At 36.1% G+C, this 17,699-nt stretch carries 15 protein-coding genes; 8 read left to right on the forward strand and 7 right to left on the reverse strand.

Going from position 1 to position 17,699, the window contains the following annotated elements:
• Positions 1 to 74: 74 nt before the first annotated feature.
• Positions 75 to 3,050 carry a PEP/pyruvate-binding domain-containing protein gene (locus BZG01_RS02560; protein WP_101308250.1) on the forward strand — a complete coding sequence of 992 codons (2,976 nt, stop codon included), beginning with the start codon at positions 75 to 77 and terminating at the stop codon, positions 3,048 to 3,050.
• A 54-nt stretch (positions 3,051 to 3,104) separates the two neighbouring features.
• Here BZG01_RS02560 and fabD read toward each other — a convergent pair whose 3' ends face one another.
• Both fabD and folE read right to left on the reverse strand, forming a co-directional pair.
• Positions 3,105 to 3,995: an ACP S-malonyltransferase gene (fabD, locus tag BZG01_RS02565; protein ID WP_101308251.1), complete on the reverse strand. Its 891-nt coding sequence runs from the start codon at positions 3,993 to 3,995 to the stop codon at positions 3,105 to 3,107.
• Positions 3,996 to 4,290: 295 nt separating this feature from the next.
• Positions 4,291 to 4,920 (reverse strand): GTP cyclohydrolase I FolE, encoded by a 630-nt coding sequence (folE, locus tag BZG01_RS02570; protein ID WP_101308252.1) that lies wholly within the window; start codon positions 4,918 to 4,920, stop codon positions 4,291 to 4,293.
• 111 nt (positions 4,921 to 5,031) lie between these two features.
• On the opposite strand from folE, the gene BZG01_RS02575 reads away from it, so the two are divergent.
• Positions 5,032 to 5,721, forward strand: coding sequence for a nucleoside phosphorylase-I family protein (locus BZG01_RS02575; protein ID WP_101308253.1), 690 nt, complete (start codon positions 5,032 to 5,034; stop codon positions 5,719 to 5,721).
• Here the strand turns inward: BZG01_RS02575 and BZG01_RS02580 are convergent.
• Positions 5,718 to 7,019 (reverse strand): MATE family efflux transporter, encoded by a 1,302-nt coding sequence (locus tag BZG01_RS02580; RefSeq protein ID WP_101308254.1) that lies wholly within the window; start codon positions 7,017 to 7,019, stop codon positions 5,718 to 5,720. The two genes, BZG01_RS02575 and BZG01_RS02580, sit on opposite strands and share 4 nt — an antisense overlap.
• A 189-nt stretch (positions 7,020 to 7,208) precedes the next feature.
• Here BZG01_RS02580 and BZG01_RS02585 point away from each other — a divergent pair, with 189 nt between their 5' ends.
• The 4 genes from BZG01_RS02585 (at position 7,209) to BZG01_RS02600 (ending at position 10,270) form a co-directional block, all read left to right on the forward strand.
• Positions 7,209 to 7,811: a superoxide dismutase gene (locus BZG01_RS02585; protein ID WP_101308255.1), complete on the forward strand. Its 603-nt coding sequence runs from the start codon at positions 7,209 to 7,211 to the stop codon at positions 7,809 to 7,811.
• Between the two features lie 131 nt (positions 7,812 to 7,942).
• Positions 7,943 to 8,527: a superoxide dismutase gene (locus BZG01_RS02590; RefSeq protein WP_101308256.1), complete on the forward strand. Its 585-nt coding sequence runs from the start codon at positions 7,943 to 7,945 to the stop codon at positions 8,525 to 8,527.
• A 326-nt stretch (positions 8,528 to 8,853) separates the two neighbouring features.
• Positions 8,854 to 9,426, forward strand: coding sequence for a nitroreductase family protein (locus BZG01_RS02595; protein ID WP_101308257.1), 573 nt, complete (start codon positions 8,854 to 8,856; stop codon positions 9,424 to 9,426).
• Between the two features lie 130 nt (positions 9,427 to 9,556).
• On the forward strand, positions 9,557 to 10,270 hold the full coding sequence (locus BZG01_RS02600) for a peptidase associated/transthyretin-like domain-containing protein (RefSeq protein ID WP_101308258.1): 714 nt from the start codon (positions 9,557 to 9,559) through the stop codon (positions 10,268 to 10,270).
• Between the two features lie 51 nt (positions 10,271 to 10,321).
• Here the strand turns inward: BZG01_RS02600 and BZG01_RS02605 are convergent, their stop codons facing one another.
• A complete protein-coding gene (locus BZG01_RS02605; protein ID WP_101308259.1) occupies positions 10,322 to 11,233 on the reverse strand; it encodes a proline dehydrogenase family protein in 912 nt (303 codons plus the stop codon).
• A gap of 277 nt (positions 11,234 to 11,510) precedes the next feature.
• Here BZG01_RS02605 and BZG01_RS02610 point away from each other — a divergent pair, with 277 nt between their 5' ends.
• Both BZG01_RS02610 and BZG01_RS02615 read left to right on the forward strand, forming a co-directional pair.
• A complete protein-coding gene (locus tag BZG01_RS02610; RefSeq protein ID WP_101308260.1) occupies positions 11,511 to 12,101 on the forward strand; it encodes an OmpH/Skp family outer membrane protein in 591 nt (196 codons plus the stop codon).
• A 217-nt stretch (positions 12,102 to 12,318) separates the two neighbouring features.
• On the forward strand, positions 12,319 to 13,590 hold the full coding sequence (locus tag BZG01_RS02615) for a glycosyltransferase family 2 protein (protein WP_101308261.1): 1,272 nt from the start codon (positions 12,319 to 12,321) through the stop codon (positions 13,588 to 13,590).
• 26 nt (positions 13,591 to 13,616) lie between these two features.
• Here BZG01_RS02615 and BZG01_RS02620 read toward each other — a convergent pair whose 3' ends face one another.
• From BZG01_RS02620 to nhaC, 3 genes are all read right to left on the reverse strand, one after another.
• On the reverse strand, positions 13,617 to 13,922 hold the full coding sequence (locus BZG01_RS02620) for an FtsB family cell division protein (protein WP_101308262.1): 306 nt from the start codon (positions 13,920 to 13,922) through the stop codon (positions 13,617 to 13,619).
• 222 nt (positions 13,923 to 14,144) lie between these two features.
• Complete coding sequence (pruA, locus tag BZG01_RS02625) at positions 14,145 to 15,776, reverse strand: L-glutamate gamma-semialdehyde dehydrogenase (RefSeq protein ID WP_101308263.1); 1,632 nt, start codon at positions 15,774 to 15,776, stop codon at positions 14,145 to 14,147.
• 160 nt (positions 15,777 to 15,936) lie between these two features.
• Positions 15,937 to 17,391, reverse strand: coding sequence for a Na+/H+ antiporter NhaC (nhaC, locus tag BZG01_RS02630; RefSeq protein WP_101308264.1), 1,455 nt, complete (start codon positions 17,389 to 17,391; stop codon positions 15,937 to 15,939).
• Positions 17,392 to 17,699 lie beyond the last annotated feature (308 nt).

A 17,699-nucleotide genomic window follows, 5' to 3' on the forward strand; every position in this document is an offset into this window, starting at 1 on the left:
GATATCAAACCAGAAATTTATATTATTTTGTATTTCTGAATACAAGACAACAAAAAACATAAATAGCAATTGACATGGAAGAAGTTTCGATTTCCAAGATATACAAACGGAAAAAGAGTGATAGAGATATTTTTCAGGAATTGATGCCTTTTAAAGTGAAAGAAATTCTTCTTATCGCGACTTATTACGATGCTTATACTATTGTAAGGGAAGGACAGTTTTCTGATAAAATTGTTGGGGAATATCTACAATTAAATTTATATGCGGCACCACGTTTTACGAGTGTAGCCACTAATGATGAAGCCTTGGATGCTTTAAAAAACAGAAATTACGATGTGGTCATTTTAATGGCTGGTTTGGATAAACAATCCCCTTTGGAATTAAGTCAGGAAATAAAAAGGGTTCAGCCCGAGATTCCTGTTTTGGTTTTGGTAAATAACAATAGCGACCTGGCTTATTTTGACAGAGCTGCAGATAAGATTAAGAATAATATTGATCGGGTTTTTGTTTGGAATGGTTCCACCAAAATTTTTATGGCCATGACCAAGTATATTGAGGATAGAATGAATCTGGAACCCGATACAAAAAGTGGAGATGTAAGAGTCATTTTGTTAGTTGAAGATTCAGTAAAGTATTATTCCAGATATCTTCCGTTGCTGTATACATCAGTAATGACTCAAACCCAAAAAGTGATTTCGGATGAAGGAGATATTGACGAAATGCATAAGATTTTGAAAATGCGGGCCAGACCTAAAGTCATTTTGGTGAGCACTTATGAAGATGCAGTTGAAGTTATCGATAATTATTTGGAAAACTTGCTTTGTGTAATTTCTGATGTTCGTTTTGCGCGGGATGGTAAATTGGATGATGATTCAGGTGTAGATCTGATTAAATACGTGCAGGAAAAAAACATGAAAATTCCATGTTTAATGCAATCGCATGATACCGATAATGCAATTCGTGCCATGCAGGTTGAAGCCGATTTTATTAACAAGAACAGTGATACTTTGGCTTTGGATATCTATAACTTCATCTACACTAAACTGGGTTTTGGTGATTTTGTATTCAGAAACCAAAGTGGAACTAAGGTTGCAATAGCGAAGTCCCTTGAAGAATTTGAAGAAAAATTGAAATATGTTCCGGATGAATCACTTCTTTTTCATTCGAAAAGAAATGGAATTTCGACATGGTTAATGGCCAGAGGTGAAATTAATATTGCTAAAAAGTTAAGAAGATATCAGATAGAGGATTTTAAATCAGTAAAGGATTTACGTAAATTTTGTTTGGATGTATTTGAAGCCTCACGTATAAAACAGTTGCGGGGCAGGATTATTAAATTCAGGCCTAATATTGTTAATTCGAATCATTATGTGGTTCGTTTGGGACGTGGATCTTTAGGAGGGAAAGGCCGTGGCCTGGCTTTCCTGAGTAACTTTATAGAGAATATTTACTTCGCAAAGCTGATTAAGGACATTAATATTTCGATTCCTAAAACAGCTGTTATTGGTGTTGATGAATACGATAATTTTATTGAGAAGAATAATCTTTACAATAAGATTTATCTGGATAAGAACTATAAAAAGGTACGTGATTTATTTGCGAAAGGTGAGTTGTCTGATAAATTACGGGAAAGGCTTCTGGATTATCTTGAGGAAATGACATGTCCGTTGGCTGTGCGTTCATCCGGTTTGTTTGAGGATTCTTTAATGCAGCCATTTGCAGGGGTTTATGCGACTTATTTGCTTCCAAATAATCATCCGGATATTGGGGAGCGGTTTCGTCAATTGGTAACGGCAATCAAGCTTATTTATGCTTCTATTTTTTCACCCGAAGCTCAATCGTATTTTAGTGCGGTTGATTATAAAATTGAAGAGGAGAAAATGGCTGTAATTATTCAGGAAGTGGTAGGACAGGAAACCAACGGCAGGTATTATCCAAATATCAGTGGTGTAGCCCAATCATACAACTACTATCCTTTTTCTTACATGAAACCTGAGGATGGTTTTGCAGTGATAGCTGTTGGACTGGGTAAATATGTTGTGGGAGGGGAAAAAACACATCGTTTTTGCCCGGAACACCCAAAATTGCAATTGGCATCAATTGAAGATCAGATGAAAGATTCGCAGAAGTATTTTTATGCGATCAATATGGAAAAGAAAGATGTTAATCTTTTAAAGGATGGAGAGGATGCTGTTACGATTAAATATGAACTTGCAGATGCCGAAAAGGATGGGAATCTACTGCATTGTGCTTCAGTTTACGATTACCAGAATGACAGATTGGAACCGGATTTGAATTTGCGGGGACCTAGGGTGGTAAACTTTGCAAATATTCTGAAATACAATCAAGTCCCTGTTGCTCATGCTTTGAGTGTACTGCTGAATATTTTTAAACAAGCAATGGGTGCTCCTGTTGAAATTGAGTTTGCCGTTGATCTTTCAAAAGGAAAAAATGATTTGCCTACTTTCCAGCTCCTTCAGATTAAACCTCTGATTCGTCAGGAGATGAGCATTGATATAGATATGACTAAGGTTGATAAGGATAAGCTTGTTTTATTGGCAAGTAAAGGTATGGGTAACGGAAAAATAGACCATGTTCGTGATGTAATTTACATGGATATTGAGAAATTTGATCGGACCAAAACTGAAGAAATGGCTCTTGAAATTGAGAAATTGAATCAGAAAATGAGAGAGCAGGATCGTCAATATGTGTTGATTGGTCCAGGCCGTTGGGGAACAAGAGATAAGTTTACCGGTATCCCTGTACTTTGGTCTCAAATATCCAATGCAAAGGTAATTGTAGAGCAAGGTTTGGAAGATTTTCCTTTAGATGCTTCCTTGGGGTCTCATTTCTTTCACAATGTAACTTCAATGAATGTAGGGTATTTCTCGGTAAGGAGCAACACTGAACAAAGTTTTGTGAATACTGAAATTCTTGACAAGCAAAAACTCGAAGAGCAGATTCATTATTTTAAACATGTTCGGTTTAAAGAACCGCTGGATATTTTAATGGATGGTAAAAAACAAACCAGTGTTATAAGTTATAAATAGCAAAAAGCCGTTTCAATAAGTTTTGAAACGGCTTTTTTTATCAGTTGTAATTTTTTATCCTTGAAATGAATCTACTCCCGCAGTTTCCATTTTTCTGTCAACTTTTTTCACCAATCCCTGAATTACTTTTCCAGGACCAACCTCAGTGAACAATGTTGCACCATCAGCAATCATATTAACCATGGTTTGTGTAAAACGTACCGGAGCAGTTAACTGCGAAACCAAATTTTTCTTGATCTCATCAGGATTGGATATTGGCATGGCATTCACGTTTTGATATACAGGACAAATTGGAGTTGAGAAAGTTGTGTTCTCAATAGCTTCTTCCAACTCAACACGTGCAGGCTCCATTAATGGAGAGTGAAATGCACCGCCAACTTTTAAAGGAAGAGCTCTTTTAGCACCAGCGTCCAATAATTTTTCACATGCAATTTCGATCCCTTTCATGCTGCCCGAAATAACCAATTGACCCGGACAGTTGAAATTAGCTGGAACTACAATTTCGTTAATTTCCTCGCATATTTTCACTACAGTTTCATCATCTAATCCAATGATTGCAGCCATAGTAGAAGGCTCAATTTCGCAAGCTTTTTGCATTGCTGAAGCACGTTGAGAAACCAATTTAAGACCATCTTCGAAAGACAATGATCCGTTGGCAACCAAAGCCGAAAATTCTCCTAAAGAGTGACCCGCTACCATTTCTGGTTTAAAATCATCGCCAAGAGTTTTGGCTAAGATTACTGAGTGCAGGAAAATTGCTGGTTGCGTAACATTTGTTTGTCTTAAATCTTCATCAGTACCTTCAAACATTAGGTCAGTAATTCTAAAACCTAAAATATCGTTGGCTTTTTCAAAAAGCTCTTTAGCAAGGTCTGAATTTTCGTACAGGTCTTTTCCCATACCAACAAATTGGGCTCCTTGCCCTGGAAATACATATGCTTTCATGTGTTTATAATTTTAAGTTTTTGCCATATAGCCTGTCCCGAACTTGTTTCGGGAGAACTTTCCATGCTGGAATAATCATCCTCCTGTGTGCCATAATTACCTGGCATGGACGTTTCAAATTCTTCTACAATTAATAAATTTCAATTCATTCGTATTTTTTTAATAGCAATGAATTGATTATTAGGATAAGATTTAAAAAATATTCCGGGCACAAAGATATCTATTCAATTTACAATGTGCAATTTTCATAAGTACAATGTAAATTGGTAATTCTTTGACTCCTATAATTAACTAATTAGTAGTTTGATTTGTTTGCAATTAAACGAATAAACTCTTCTCTTGTAGCTACTTTTTCAAAAGCACCGGTAAAATCAGAGGTCGTTGTAATTGCATTTTGTTTTTGAATTCCACGCATCGACATACACATGTGCTGAGCTTCAATAACCACAGCTACACCTAGTGGATTCAGAGTATTTTGTATGCAGTCTTTAATTTGAGTGGTTAAACGTTCCTGAACCTGAAGGCGACGGGCAAAAGCATCCACAACCCGGGCAAGTTTACTTAGTCCGGTAATGGTACCATTGGGAATGTAAGCAACATGTGCTCTGCCCACAAACGGCAGCATATGATGTTCGCACATTGAATAAACTTCAATGTCCTTAACAATTACCATTTGACGATAGTCTTCCTGAAACATGGCAGATCTTAATATATCTTCAGGATTGTTGTGATATCCCTGCGTTAAAAACTGCATTGCTTTGGCAACCCGTAAGGGGGTTTTTAAAAGACCTTCGCGTTCGGCATCTTCACCTAATAATTCAAGTACTTTTTTATAGTGAAACATTAACTGTTCAGTAGTATCCTGATTGTATTTTTCTATTTTTGTAAAACCTTTATTATTGTCTCCGTTGGTTGAAAATTCCATCTGTATTTAGTGTTTTAATTTAAGTCGCAATTTTGACTTGCAAAATAAGTATAAATTTCACCTATATAACAAACTTTTCGAAGCTTTTGTTTAGGCTAAGTTCTTGCATCAATGGAGATTTTGATAATTGCCGGCGCATTTTCAGCCATGCAAAATTTTATTAGTCAACTGGTTTTGGTTGAAAATTTAGGGAAAAACTATGCTCGTTTTAAGTATCAGGATAAAGACCTGGATATACTTATTTCGGGTACGGGAGGGAGTGTTACCTCCTATTATTTGTGTAAAGCTTTAAATTTAAAGAAATATGATGTTGTAATTCATTTGGGAAGGTGCTTTTCATTAAAAGATCAACTTGAATCAGGCATTGTAATCAATTTAATTGATGATTACTTTGGCGATCTGGGTTTTGAAACTGATGAAGCGTTTTCTTCTGTATTTGATTTGGGGATACGGAATAAGAATGAATATCCGTTTACAAATGAAATTCTTGAAAACAATCTGCTGTTGCCTGAATTTCATATTGAATATCGGAAAGTAAGTGGTATTAGTTGTAATTCAATCCCTAATAACCTGTTTTCAATATCCAGTATGTATCAAAAAAATCAGCCCGATGTAATTAGTCGGGACGGCGCCAGTGTTTTGTATGTTTGTCTGGAAGAGAAAGTGAAATTAATTCAGCTTTTCTACGTGGTTGACCGGCTCGAAAATGCAAGTGAAAAATATAAAATAGAGGAAGAGGAAGTCTCTAAATTAACGGAAGCATTGCAAGTAACTTTAGGTGAGATCTTGATTGTGAATTAATTAAATTTCAGAAGTATTGCCTTTTTGTAATAAATAGTTTGAAATATTCCCCGGGCCAGCATAAATCCAAGCATGGCAATCCATAATCCATGATTTTGGAAACTTTCACTCAGAAAATAGTAACAAGGCATAAATACAAGTAGAGTTGAGGCCATCATTGTTTTTCTCATGTACTTAGAGGCTGTGGCACCAATAAAAATTCCATCGAGCAGAAAAGAGCCGAAGCTTAATATTGGTAATAATACAATCCATTTTATGTAGGCTTGTGCTTCTAATATTGTCGATTTATTATTTGTTAATGCAGATAATATCCAATTGCTGCTTGTAGCATAAAAAAATGTGAAGGCCAGGCTGATTCCAATTCCCCAAATAAAAAGAAGACGAATTACACTTCTCAATCCGGTCTGATTTTTAGCTCCAATAAATTTTCCCACTAATGCCTCAGCGGCAAAGGCAAAGCCATCCATAAAGTAGGAAAAGATGAATAAAAATTGAAGAAGCAGTGAATTTACTGCCAATATATTCTTGTTGGTGCTTGCTGATTCAGTTGTAAAAAATGTGAAAACGAATATAATGCAGAGTGTTCGAATGAAAATGTCTTTATTAATGGCAATGAAGTTCTTCAATTCTTTAATTTTCATCATTCCTTGAATGCTCCAGTAACGAAACAGCCGACGGTAAAAACGAAAGATAAAAAACAAAGCCAGAAACAAACCGCAGTATTGGGCAATAACAGTTCCTAATGCAACTCCTCGAGCATCTAAATTCATTCCGTAAACAAAGAAGGCCGACAAAGCAATATTGATAATATTACTGATAATGGCAATCACCATTGGAATTTTAGAATTCTGCATTCCAATAAACCATCCTGTTAAGGCGTACAAACCGATAGTTGCCGGAGCCGCCCAAACTCTAACGTAATAGTATGATTTTGCGATTGTTTCAACCGATTCTTCCGAGTCAATTACATAAAAACTTAAATCAGCAATTGGTTTTTGGAGAATTAATATGAAAATACTGCCAATTAATGCTACAAGAAGAGCTCTCGATAAGGATAGAATAGTTTCGTTTAGATTTCTTGCACCATATGCTTGCGCCGTAATTCCTGAAGTTCCCATTCGTAAAAAAGCAAATCCCCAATAAAGAAAATTAAATATGGTTCCACCAAGGGCTATTGCACCTATGAAATCGACTTTTCCCAAATGGCCCATTAGAGCCAGGTCAACAATACCAAGCAGAGGAATAGTAATATTACTGACAATATTTGGAAGCGCTATTTTTAGAATCCGTTTGTTCACGAAAGAATTTTGAGAATAGTTGAAGACACGAAAGTAACTAAAAATCTTTTATCTGACAGGCTTTGGTGAGTGTTGAAAATAAAAAGACAAAAAAGTCTTTAATTTATTTGGATCTAATCCAGATAAAAATTAGCTTTGTTTTAGTGTTAAAAAAACAGATAGTAATTACAATTAAAATAAATACAAAATATGGCATTTGAATTACCAAAGTTACCATATGCTTACGATGCTCTTGAGCCACATATTGATGCAAGAACAATGGAGATCCATCATTCGAAACATCATGCAGGATATACAAATAACTTGAATGCTGCGGTTTCAGGAACAGATATCGAAGAGCAAAGTATAGAGAATATATTAGCGAACATTTCAAAGCAATCAGTTGCTGTACGAAATAATGGAGGAGGGTTTTTTAACCACGATTTATTTTGGCAGGTAATGTCTCCTAAGGGAGGAGGAAAACCTTCAGGTTCATTATTAGCTGCAATTGAAAAAGATTTTGGATCGTTTGATTCGTTTAAAGAAGAATTTTCCAAAGCTGCGGCTACTCGTTTTGGTTCAGGTTGGGCTTGGTTGGTGAAGCAGCCAAATGGCAAACTTGTTGTGAGTTCAACACCAAATCAGGATAATCCGTTAATGGATGTAGCAGAAGTAAAAGGAACTCCAATTTTAGGATTGGATGTTTGGGAACACGCATATTATCTGAAGTTTCAGAATAAACGACCTGATTACATTTCGGAGTTCTGGAATGTAGTTAATTGGGAGGAAGTGGCTAAACGCTTTCAGGATTAGTTTTGTTTATTGTTTTTTTGATTTTGGGACCGGCTTTCTTTGGAAAGCCGGTCTTTTAGTTTAGTATTGTTAATTATTGGTTTTGTGAAGAATTATTGTGAAATTGTATAGTAAATCAAAAAAACGAAATTATGATACACGAACTACCCGAATTGCCTTATGCTTTAAATGAACTTGAACCTTCAATTAGTCAAAAAACATTAGAGTTTCATTACGGAAAGCATCATCAGGCCTATGTTACCAATTTGAACAATTTAATTAAAGGAACTGCTTTTGAAAAAGCTGGTTTGGAAGAAATTGTCCGGCATTCCGAAGGTGGAATTTTCAATAATGGAGCTCAGGTTTACAACCACACCTTTTACTTTATGGCCTTAAGTCCAAAAGGAGGAGGAGAACCTAAAGGTGCACTTGCTAGTGCGATTGCAGAGACATTTGGATCGTTTGCTGCATTTAAAGAAGAATTTTCGAATGCCGGAGCAACTTTGTTTGGATCGGGTTGGGTTTGGTTGGTTGCCGATTCTCATAATAAGCTTAGAATTATGAAGAAAAACAATGCAGGCAACCCTATTACCGATGGAATGACCCCGATATTAACAATGGATGTTTGGGAACATGCTTATTATTTGGACACACAAAATGCACGTCCGAAATACATTGAGAACTTTTGGAATTTGGTAAATTGGAAAGTGATTGAAAAACGATATGATGAATTGTAAAAAAAAGTGAATAATAAATAAAGCGGTGATATACTGAGTAGTTGTCACCGCTTTTATATTGCAGTAATTTGACCTTTTTGTTGAATGTCTATGTCGGCAATGCTTCCAACAAGTATCTTCAAGAGAAATTTTCTTTCTTTTTATTAGTAGGTGGTTGCCTTCAAAATTAATTTTGTTCCAAAAATTATGTAGTTTTAATGAATTGTTTAAATCCTAAAATGATTTTTGTTTTCCTTGATTGATAAGGAAAAATCCCTTAATTTAAGGAGAATGGAAGTTATTAATTGAGTAATAAAACTTAATTGAATCATAGTTACAATTATCAAATGTTAAAAGAACTTATTTTACGTAACAGAAGCTACCGAAGATTTTATGAGGAAGAGAAAATATCTTTAGAAAATATTCGGCATTGGATTGATCTGGCAAGGATGGGTGCATCCGGTCGGAATGGACAAACGCTTAAATATCAAATCGTTTTAAGTGAGAAGAAACGAAAAGAAGTATTTGAGACTTTAGCATGGGCTGGTTACCTGTCAGATTGGGCTGGACCTGTTGAAGGAGAGAGGCCAGCAGCTTATGTAATCATGCTGAACGATGAAGAGTTAGGAAAGAATTATTTTAGCGATGATGGAATTGCTGTTCAGAACTTACTGCTTGGAGCTGTAGAGATGGGGTTTGGCGGTTGTATTATTCGTGCTTTTAAAGAAAAGGAATTACGGGAAGTGTTGCAAATTCCTTCGAATTACAAAATTATACAAGTAGTAGCTTTAGGGAAGCCTAAGGAGGTGATTGTGATTGATGAGATGAAGAATGAAGATATAAAATATTGGCGGGACGAAAATCAGGTTCATCATGTTCCAAAACGAAAATTAGAGGATCTGATAATAGGAGACTTATAGAGAGAAAAATTTTGAGATATGAAACGTACATGTATAAAGCTTTCTACACACAGGGAGATGATTATATGGTAAGTTCTCCCGAAACAAGTTCGGGACAGGCTATATGACAAAAACATACAATTATAATCATATGAAAAAAAACTTAGTTAGTTGGCTTGTTGTGCTTCTGTTTCTGCTTATAATAGAAGATGTAAGTGCTCAGAAAATAAGAACTGATTCAATCTTTTTTACCGGTGCTGTAATGGATCAGGAAGAATTAGCCCCTCTGCCTTATTCTCATTTTCGGGTAAATGATAAAAGAGCCGGAACTACCAATTCTTTTGGAAGGTTTTCATTTTGGGTGAACTCCGGCGATACCATTCAATATACCTATGTAGGATATCATGATGTAAAGATTATTGTGAGCGACAGCTTAAAACAGAATGCTTACTTGTTTGGCGTGTTTATGGCAAAGGATACAATAGCTTTGCAGGAAGTTCTTATTTTGCCGCGATTTGGTGATTTTAGAGAAGCATTCATCAATGCAAAGGTAAATACTCCGGAATATGTTCGGGCTAAAAACAATATCAATTCGGCCACTTACGAAGCTCTTACCAAGGCGCCCGAAAAGATGGATGCAAAGGCGAATACAGACATGTTGGTAAAACATCATGTTATTATGAATGAGCACCATGTGATGGTGCCTCCGGATATGATGGTTGGTGTTAGTGTCGCAAGAACTTTGCCTGAGGTGCAGCGGATGAAGAGAAAAAGAGAATTGAAGATTCCCGATAACTTGATTACAGATAAGGAGATAACGACCTTAAAGCAAATGTATAAGTATGGTGTAAAGAAAAAGGAATAAAAAAAGCGGTGAAATATCACCGCTTTTTCATTGCCAAAACTCAGAGTGATACTACCCTCTGTTAAATAAAGCTTTTATAATTAGCATAGCCATTTTAGGATTTTCCTTCAATCTTCTGGTAGAATATCCAAACCAATCTTTTCCGAATGGAACGTAAACCCTCATGGTGTGACCTTTGTCTGTAATCATTTTTCTAAGTTCAGGAGTAACCCCATAAAGCATTTGGAATTCATATTTGTCCTTAGGAACATTGTATTTTTTTATTAATTCAAAAGCCGGTTCAACTACATTTTTATCGTGAGTAGCAATTCCAGGATAAACATCGTTTTGGAACATGAATTCCAACCCCTTAATAAAGTTTTCATTTACCTTTTCATACTTTTTGTAGGCTATTTCTGCCGGTTCCACATAAATTCCTTTGCAAAGACGATAATTCAATTTCGAACTGCCGTTTTGCATGTCCATCATATTACTTAAATCATCTAAAGTTCTTTTTAGATAAGCTTGAACTACTAAACCAACATTGTTCGGGAATTCTGCTTTTAATCTTCTGAAAAGTTTAATTTCTCTGTCCACACAAAGAGAATCTTCCATGTCTACGCGAACAAAGTTGTTATATTCTGCGGCTTTAGCCACAACAGTTCGGATGTTTTGATAGCAAACCTCTTCATCAATCAGCAAACCAAAAAAGGTAGGCTTCACCGAATAGTTGCCATCAATTTTATTTTCCTGAAAAGCCTCAATAATATTAATGTAAGCCTCCGTGTTTTCAGTTGCCTGACTTAAATCTTCTATAAATTCACCCAAAAGGTCTACAGTAACTTTAATACCTTCTTTATTCAGTTCTTTTGAAGCATTAATGGCTTCTTCGATGGTTTCGCCGGCAATGTATCTTTTAGAAAAGATCCAAACCAGCTTTTTAGGCATATATGGCAGGGTAGCTGCTATTAATTTATTAAACATTGGGATAGGTTTTAAATTGTTTATTCGGGTTTATTTATGGGGTCAATGTAAATAGTATTCCAAAATAAAAGAATGATGTTTATCAGCAATTATTATTTCCGGATTTTAAGTCTGTCAAGGATTCCCTAATGTGAATTTTGATGTTACAGTATTTTTTAGTCTCCATTTTAAGCTTATATTTGTTAGGCAAAATCAAAAAAATAAATATTACCGGCAATGGCTGTTGTGTTTCAATTGACCGGGAAATAATCTTGAATAATTAAATCTTAAAATACCTATGAAAAATTTATCTATTGTTTTAAATGCGGTACTAATTGTAGCAGTTGGTATTCTTTATGTACTTCATTTTTCTAATTCGTCAGCAGATTCTAAAAAGGTGAAGTCGGTGGCAGGTGAAGGTGCAGTTGTTTATATTAACACCGATTCATTGTTAACTAATTATAATTTTTCCCGTGATTTGAATGAGGAATTTCTTAAAAAGCAGGAAGATTCAAGAACTGATTTCAACTTCAAGGCTCAGAAGTTAGAGAAAGAAGCAGGTGAATTTCAACGTAAAGTTCAAAATGGAGGATTCCTAAGTCGCGAGAGAGCTGAAGAAGCTCAGCGTGTATTGATTGGAAAACAACAGAATTTACAGCAATTGGATCGTGAGCTTTCAAACCAATTGATGGGTGAACAACAGGCAAACAGCAAAAGATTATTCGATAGTGTTACCAACTATTTGAAAGAATACAATGCTGCTCATAATTACAGCTTAATTTTAAGTACAACAAAAGGAGGAAATGTTCTTCTTTCTCAGGATGGATTAGATATTACAGCGGAAATAATTACTGGTTTAAACAGCAGATACACACCTGCAGCTAAGTAAATTCCAAGAACAATATATTTTAAGGGCAGATCAGCTATGTAAGCTATCTGCCCTTTTTTATATCTTTGTTTTTTTGGATCTGAGATGTCAGAAATGAGATTATAGATTAAAAGAGAATACTTGAATTTAAAATTATTATTTATTGAGGTATGGACATTAAAAGTGAAGGGAGAAGTCTCAAATCCAAATGCTCAGATCTCAAATCTGAAATAAGAATATGGCTTTTGCTGATAAATATCTAAAAAAACAACGTCTGTATCCCGATTATATTAAAGATATAGCTTCGGAACAACTAAATATCATTGTGACTATTCCGTGTTTTAATGAGCCGGATTTGATTCCAGGTTTAGAAGCTTTGTGGAATTGCGAACGTCCGGATTGCAATGCGGAGGTAATCGTAATGGTGAATTCAGGAGAGTTGGCCGGTAAGGAAATACTTGCACAAAATGAGAAAACCATTGCTGATGCAGCGAACTGGATGGCTGATCATCAGGATGAGAAGTTGAAATTCTATTTAATTCATCAGCCAAATTTGCCTAAGAAATTTGCAGGAGTTGGTTTGGCGCGAAAAATTGCGATGGATGAGGCGGTAAGTCGTTTCAATAAAATTGACAAACCAAATGGAATTATTACTGGTTTTGATGCCGATTCGGGATGTGATGCCAATTATTTTGTTGAGATTGAGAAGATGTTCAAAAAGCATCCAAAGGCGAATGGAGCTAACATATTTTACGAACATCCTTTGGAGGGAACAGAATTCGATCAGCCAATTTATGATGCCATTGCTCAGTACGAACTTTACCTGCGGTATTACATGTTGGCCATGCGGTATGCCGGTCATCCGCACGCCTTTCATACGGTAGGTTCCAGTTTTGCTGTTACGGCGAAAGCTTATATCATGCAAGGTGGAATGAATCGCCGGCAGGCAGGTGAAGATTTTTATTTTCTGCAGAAAATTATTGCTTTGGGTAAGTTCTATGAGATTAAAACCACCAGAGTTATTCCTTCACCAAGAGAGTCAGACCGGGTTCCATTTGGAACAGGCAAAGCCATTTCCACCTTTATGGAAAAAGGAATTATCGATTACAAAACCTACAATTACTCTGCTTTTAAGGATGTGAAAAAGTTCTTCGATCGTGCCGATGATTTTTTTGGTGTTGATTACGATACCTATTTAAATAAATTGATTGTTGATCTTCCCGGTCCCGTACGTTCCTATTTAAAAGAGGATAATTTCTTTGAAAGTTTGGATGAAATTAACCGAAACTGTTCCAGTGTTGAATCATTTCGAAAGAAATTCTTTGGGGCTTTTAATGCTTTTAAAGTACTGAAATACCTGAATAATGTTCACGAACAATTTATTGACGAGGAGAGCATTGTTGTTTGTGCCAAACAACTACTCATCGATCTTGGTATCGAAACCAAAGGGATTTATTCTGCTAAAGAGTTGCTGGAGATTTACAGGGAGTACGAAAAAAACCATGAATAATAGAAAAGACGTTGCCTGCAACGTCTTTATTCTTCTATCATTATAAATATATCTTCGCCTTTTTTCTTCATTAAATATTGTTCGCGGGCAAATTTTTCAAGATTTTTCCGATTGGTTTTCAGTTCGTGAATCCGATTCTTGTCAGTTTCAATTTTCTCAATAAAGTAAGCCTTTTCTTTTTCAAGAGATTCAATAGTATCTTCATTTCCTTTTCGTTCCCAAACAGAGTGTTGGTCGAAAAAGAAAAGCCAAAAATAAAATATCAGAAAAGTGATTACGTATTTGTTACGTACAATTCTGAGAATTATAATTTGTGCTTTTTTCTGATTCATTTTGTTTCTATTTGCTTGCTAAATTACAAAGAATAAGTGAAAGTTTGAAAGTAGGAGGGGCGAAATGTAAAAGAGTAAGAAGTTTGATTTGTTGAAAGCTAAGTAAAAGGAAAACGACCGAAGAGAACCCCGGTCGTTTTATTCTATTTTGTTATATTTTGATATCAAAAGATTGATTTTCTTATTCTCAAATCTCACATTTGATATATCAGAACTCTAAGATTAATCCTCTAAAAAGTTAGGATACATATAATCTGTAGCTGAAACAAAAGTTTCTTTAATTGTACGTGGAGAAACCCAACGCAATAGGTTGATCATAGAACCCGCTTTATCGTTGGTTCCGGATCCTCTTCCACCGCCAAATGGCTGTTGTCCAACAACAGCACCTGTTGGTTTGTCGTTAATATAGAAGTTACCTGCTGTGTGAGTCAAACGTTTCACCAATTTTTCAATAGCGTAACGACAGTCAGCAAAGATAGCACCGGTAAGGGCATACATTGAACCTTTATCCAAAATATCCAAAGTCTCATCTACCTTGTCATCTTCGTATACAAAAATGGTAAGGATAGGGCCAAACAGCTCTTCTTCCATAGTTATATAATCGTGTTTTAAAGCTCTGATAATAGTTGGAGCAATAAAATAACCTACCGACTTGTCGTAAGTACCACCTGCAACAATTTCTGCATCAGGAGAAGCTTTCGCAGCGTCGATAGCTGAAGATAATTTGTTGAAAGAAGCTTCGTCAATTACAGCATTCACAAAATTGGTGAAGTCTTCAGTTCCACCCATTTTAATTTTTTTCAAATCTTCTTTTACAAATGCCATAACAGCATCATACTTGCTGGCAGGAATGTAAGCACGGGATGCAGCAGAACATTTTTGTCCTTGATATTCGAATGCTCCACGGGTAATTGCAGTCGCTACTTCTTTAGCAGGAGCAGTCGGGTGCATGAAAATATAATCTTTACCACCGGTTTCACCTACGATACGTGGATACGATTTGAATTTATGGATGTTTTCACCAATATTTTTCCAAATGTCCTGGAATACTCCAGTCGATCCTGTAAAGTGAATACCTGCAAAATCAGGAGAACTGAATAGTACTTCAGAAGCAGCAGGACCTGATACATATACCAAGTTGATAACCCCGGCAGGAACACCGGCTTTCATAAAGATTTCCATTAAAACCTGAGCTGAATAAACAGCAGTTTTAGATGGTTTCCAAACAATACAGTTACCCATCATAGCAGGAGCTGTTGGCAGGTTACCGGCAATAGCTGTAAAGTTGAAAGGAGTCAAAGCAAATACAAATCCTTCAAGCGGACGTTGCTCAACGCGATTCCAAATTCCTTTTGAAGATATAGGTTGTTGTTTGTAAATATCAGTCATATACTGAACGTTGAAACGAAGGAAATCAGCAATTTCGCAAGCAGAATCAATCTCAGCCTGAAATGCATTTTTCGATTGTCCCAACATGGTAGCAGCGTTTAATTTCTGACGGTAAGGACCCGAAATTAACTCAGCAGCTTTCAAGAAAATAGAAGCGCGGTGCTCCCAGGCCATAGCTTCCCAAGCTGGTTTTGCAGCTAAAGCAGCATCAATAGCCATTTGTATATGTTTTTTCTCACCTTGGTGATAATGCCCCAACACATGCTGATGATCGTGAGGAGGAGTCATTGCAAATAAATTGCCCGTACGAACCTCTTCACCACCAATGTACATAGGCACATCGATCACTTCGGAACGCATTTTTTTAATTGTAGCTTGTAATTCAGCTCTTTCTGGAGATCCAGGAGCGTAGGATAAAATTGGCTCGTTAGTTACGGCAGGAACGTTGTATATACCTTTGGGCATAATGATGTGGTTTTAAGGGTTATTTATTATTTTCTTTCTTTGCAAATTTAAAGAAAACACAAAGCATCAGTAATGAGTATTGTCATACTTTTAAAAAAGAAAAGAAACTTTTTTAGGGTAAGAATTTCACAAGTTTTTAAATAGGTTAATAAATCTGCACTTATGCTGATTTTACAGCAGGATCAGTTGTTTTTCTAATCTTAATATTTAGGTAAGCAACAGCTATGGTCATAATAGGACTAATGATGTTGAAAAAACAAAAAGGGGCAAAAGCAACAGTAGCTACACCTAATGCACCAGCCTGCGCAGCTCCGCAGGTATTCCATGGAACTAACACAGAGGTAACAGTTCCTGCATCTTCAAGGGTTCGGCTCAAAACTTCAGGTTTTAAATGCTGATCTTTGTACGATTCCGAAAACATTCTTCCTGTAACTACAATAGAAATATATTGATCCGAAGCAGTAAGGTTCAAAAATCCACAACTGGCCACTGTAGTTGTTACCAACGATCCGGTGGAACTAACCGCTTTCAGCATGGTTTCGGTGATTTTGTGCAATATGCCTGCTGTTTCCAGAACACCGCTAAATACCATTGCTGTTAAAATCAGCCAAATGGTATTGAGCATACCCGCCATTCCACCAGTCGATAATAAGTCCTGAATATTTTTATTTTGAACAGGAATACTAATATCCGTAAAGATGGATTGCATTACCGTATGATAACAAGCCTGCATATAAGAACCGCTTCCCGAAATTTGCTGAATAATTTGTGGCTGAAAAATAATGGCAAATACGCCTCCTATTAATGTGCCGGCAAAAATTGCAGGCAGGGCGGGCACTTTTTTGCTGATAATCACAAAAAGCAATATAGGAACCAAAAACAGCCAGGGAGTAATTGTAAATGTTGCTTTTATAGCTGTTTGAACTTCACGAATGCTTTCCGGATTAATTTCTCCTTCTTTATTAAAACCAATGGCCAGAAAAATCAAAAGAGTAATAATGATGGAAGGTACCGTTGTATACATCATGTAACGGATGTGCACAAACAAATCAACTTCAGCCATTGCCGAAGCCAGATTGGTTGTATCCGATAAAGGCGAAATTTTATCACCAAAGTACGCTCCCGATATAATTGCTCCGGCTACAATGGCGTTATTGTATTCCATTGCATTGCCCACTCCTAAAAGTGCAACTCCAATGGTTGCAATGGTGGACCATGAACTTCCGGTTACGACAGAAACGATGGCACAAATCACTACCGAGAGCATTAAAAACAACTTCGGATTTAAGAATTCCAAACCGTAGTAAATCATTGCTGGAACCACTCCGCTTATCATCCATGTTCCCGCTAAAGACCCAATTAACAGCAATATCAACATCGATGGCATTGCCGTACCAATGCTTTCCACAATCCCTTTCTGAAGATCATCCCAGTTTTTTCCATATCGGAGAGCAATTAATCCACCTATAGCCGCAGCAATTAAAAGTGAAAACTGATTGGCTCCTTCAATGGCTCCATCTCCAAAAACAATTGCATTTACACTTAGCAGAATAATTAGCAGAAAAATAGGAATAAGGGATTCCCAAAGGGAGATGGTCTTGCTTTTTGTATTCATTTGTGGTTTAGGGTCGGTTAATACAGGGGGTGAACTTACGAAAAAACAATTGGAAAAGAAATGTCATGTTTTAATTATTGCTTTCTTACTATTGAGCTTAATTATTTTTCAAACTATTTTTCCTTTGATCGGTTTTTTAGACCGGTAATAAGTTTTTTTATTGCCCATTGGGCTTTCCACAAAGCCCAATGGTCGCAATTGCAATTACTATTGGATATTTTGATATGTCTATTGCTAATTTTATGAGCCTATTGGAACAATTACTATTCCTATTGTAGTAATTTGATTCCTATTGCCATAATATATAA

This window comes from Labilibaculum manganireducens, from assembly GCF_002843385.1.
GTDB lineage: Bacteria > Bacteroidota > Bacteroidia > Bacteroidales > Marinifilaceae > Labilibaculum > Labilibaculum manganireducens.

Bases quoted from the DNA above. Each gene is read 5' to 3' on its own strand.
- nhaC (WP_101308264.1), bottom strand. From the start codon at position 17,391: ATGAATACAAAAAGCAAGACCATCTCCCTTTGGGAATCCCTTATTCCT.
- BZG01_RS02605 (WP_101308259.1), bottom strand. From the start codon at position 11,233: ATGTTTAATAAATTAATAGCAGCTACCCTGCCATATATGCCTAAAAAG.
- BZG01_RS02595 (WP_101308257.1), top strand. From the start codon at position 8,854: ATGTTAAAAGAACTTATTTTACGTAACAGAAGCTACCGAAGATTTTAT.
- BZG01_RS02610 (WP_101308260.1), top strand. From the start codon at position 11,511: ATGAAAAATTTATCTATTGTTTTAAATGCGGTACTAATTGTAGCAGTT.
- BZG01_RS02615 (WP_101308261.1), top strand. From the start codon at position 12,319: ATGGCTTTTGCTGATAAATATCTAAAAAAACAACGTCTGTATCCCGAT.
- BZG01_RS02560 (WP_101308250.1), top strand. From the start codon at position 75: ATGGAAGAAGTTTCGATTTCCAAGATATACAAACGGAAAAAGAGTGAT.
- pruA (WP_101308263.1), bottom strand. From the start codon at position 15,776: ATGCCCAAAGGTATATACAACGTTCCTGCCGTAACTAACGAGCCAATT.
- fabD (WP_101308251.1), bottom strand. From the start codon at position 3,995: ATGAAAGCATATGTATTTCCAGGGCAAGGAGCCCAATTTGTTGGTATG.
- folE (WP_101308252.1), bottom strand. From the start codon at position 4,920: ATGGAATTTTCAACCAACGGAGACAATAATAAAGGTTTTACAAAAATA.
- BZG01_RS02590 (WP_101308256.1), top strand. From the start codon at position 7,943: ATGATACACGAACTACCCGAATTGCCTTATGCTTTAAATGAACTTGAA.
- BZG01_RS02600 (WP_101308258.1), top strand. From the start codon at position 9,557: ATGAAAAAAAACTTAGTTAGTTGGCTTGTTGTGCTTCTGTTTCTGCTT.
- BZG01_RS02620 (WP_101308262.1), bottom strand. From the start codon at position 13,922: ATGAATCAGAAAAAAGCACAAATTATAATTCTCAGAATTGTACGTAAC.
- BZG01_RS02585 (WP_101308255.1), top strand. From the start codon at position 7,209: ATGGCATTTGAATTACCAAAGTTACCATATGCTTACGATGCTCTTGAG.
- BZG01_RS02575 (WP_101308253.1), top strand. From the start codon at position 5,032: ATGGAGATTTTGATAATTGCCGGCGCATTTTCAGCCATGCAAAATTTT.